The organism is Paenibacillus allorhizosphaerae (genome assembly GCF_042659105.1).
In the GTDB taxonomy this organism is placed as follows: domain Bacteria; phylum Bacillota; class Bacilli; order Paenibacillales; family NBRC-103111; genus Paenibacillus_G; species Paenibacillus_G allorhizosphaerae.
Genome location: NZ_JBHSRV010000059.1, coordinates 1 through 1,668, shown reverse-complemented (window position 1 = coordinate 1,668; position 1,668 = coordinate 1). Strand labels below are relative to the sequence as shown.

Annotated in this window: 1 protein-coding gene; it reads right to left on the bottom strand. The window is 41.6% G+C overall.

The window, feature by feature from the left end; all coding sequences use genetic code 11:
* Positions 1–41 precede the first annotated feature (41 nt).
* A protein-coding gene (locus ACFQI7_RS37710; protein ID WP_377518627.1) for an IS3 family transposase occupies positions 42–1,603 on the bottom strand; the annotation gives its coding sequence in 2 pieces (ribosomal slippage) (positions 42–943 and positions 943–1,603; 1,563 coding nt in all).
* Between the last annotated feature and the right edge of the window lie 65 nt (positions 1,604–1,668).

Here is a 1,668-nt window from a genome sequence, read left to right as displayed (position 1 = left end):
TGAACTGCACCCCGTCAAGTAGACAGTAGAAATAAAAAAACTTATGCGGCCTTGGTTCGAAATTCCATCGGACTGAGGCCGTTTAATTTTGCTTGTAATCTTTCATGATTGTAAAAATAAATATAGGCATCAATGTCTTTCTTCAGTTGTTCAAAGCTTTTGTATTTACGTAAGTAATACTTTTCACATTTGAGTGTCCCCCAGAATGATTCCATAGGTCCATTATCAATACACCTGCCAACGCGGGACATGCTCTGGGTTATTTTGCCATAAAACATTTTTTTGAATTTTACAGAGGTATACTGAAACCCCCGATCACTATGAAGCATAGGCGTGCTGTTTGGCGCAGCTTGCAAGGCCGATTTCACTGTTTGGAATACAAGTCTATTGTTGTTGGAATGCCCTAAAACGTACGAAACAATGGTATTATCGTGAAGGTCTAGAATGGCGCTTAAATATGCCTTCTGACCGTTGCCGTATTTGAATTCTGTTACATCGGTTACCCACTTTTCATTCGGTGCTTTCGCATAAAACTCACGGTTTAACAGATTCTCTGTAACTTGCTGTGGGGTTGAACGCACATACTTCTTTCTCTTTCTGCGGATAACCGATTGGATTCCTTTAAGCTTCATAAGACGGTATATGCGCTTATGGTTTATCTGCTGCTCCGTCTGTTGGCGTAAATGAAGGGTTAACTGACGGTACCCGAAGATGCCGTCAACCTTCTTGTACAGCGAAATCATAGCATGAGTGAGTCGGTGGTTTTCCTGTTCGCGGGAACTGGGTTTACGGTTTAGCCATTTGTAATAGCTGGAACGTGGAATCCCTGCGATTTGGCACAGCAATTTTACACTAACACGCTCTTCCTTTTGAACAGCCTGAATAGCCAGGTAGACGTTTTCCTGGCGGGTCCCACTTAACGTCACCTCCTTTCGAGTTCCTGCAGCTTTTTTAGGAAAGCATTCTCCGCTCTAAGCCTCTCAATTTCATACTCCATTTTCTTCATAGCAAGCTTTTGCTGATCAGTTTCGTCTAGCTCCTCAGGTGCCTTTTTCCGCCCTCGACCATCTTTTAGAGCATCTTCCCCGCCAGTTTCATATTTTTTAACCCACTGGTAGACTTGTTGGTATGAAACTTGATACTTTTCTGATGTTGCTTGGTAATTACGATTTTGGGATAAGCAATATAAGACAATATCGATCCGTTCTTTCCAATTTGTAGACCGTCCTTTAGTCATAGCTGCTGTTCTTCCTCCATGTCCGCGAGATTTTAAGCTGCTATGACTATTATACTTCTTAATCCAATTTTGGAGTTGAGTTCGGCTGGCGATCTTATATTTATCGATGATTTCATATTGTGAGCCATTGCCCGACAGATAATCCAGAACCGCTTGTAGTTTAAGTTCCTCTGGATAGTGTTGATAAACAACTCGGGGCTTCAGACCCTCATATCCGTTCAATTCATATTGATGTCGCCATTTCTTCAAAGTCCATGCATTAATACCGTATCTCTGAGCAACATTTATAAGCGGATCTTGACTTGTTTCAAGCTCCTGTATGATGGCGAGTTTCTCTACTGCACGATATTGATTTTTTTTAGCCATGAAAAAACCCCCTTAAGGTAGCAGGTTTTATTATTTAACCTGTCTACCTTAAGGGGAGCATATCA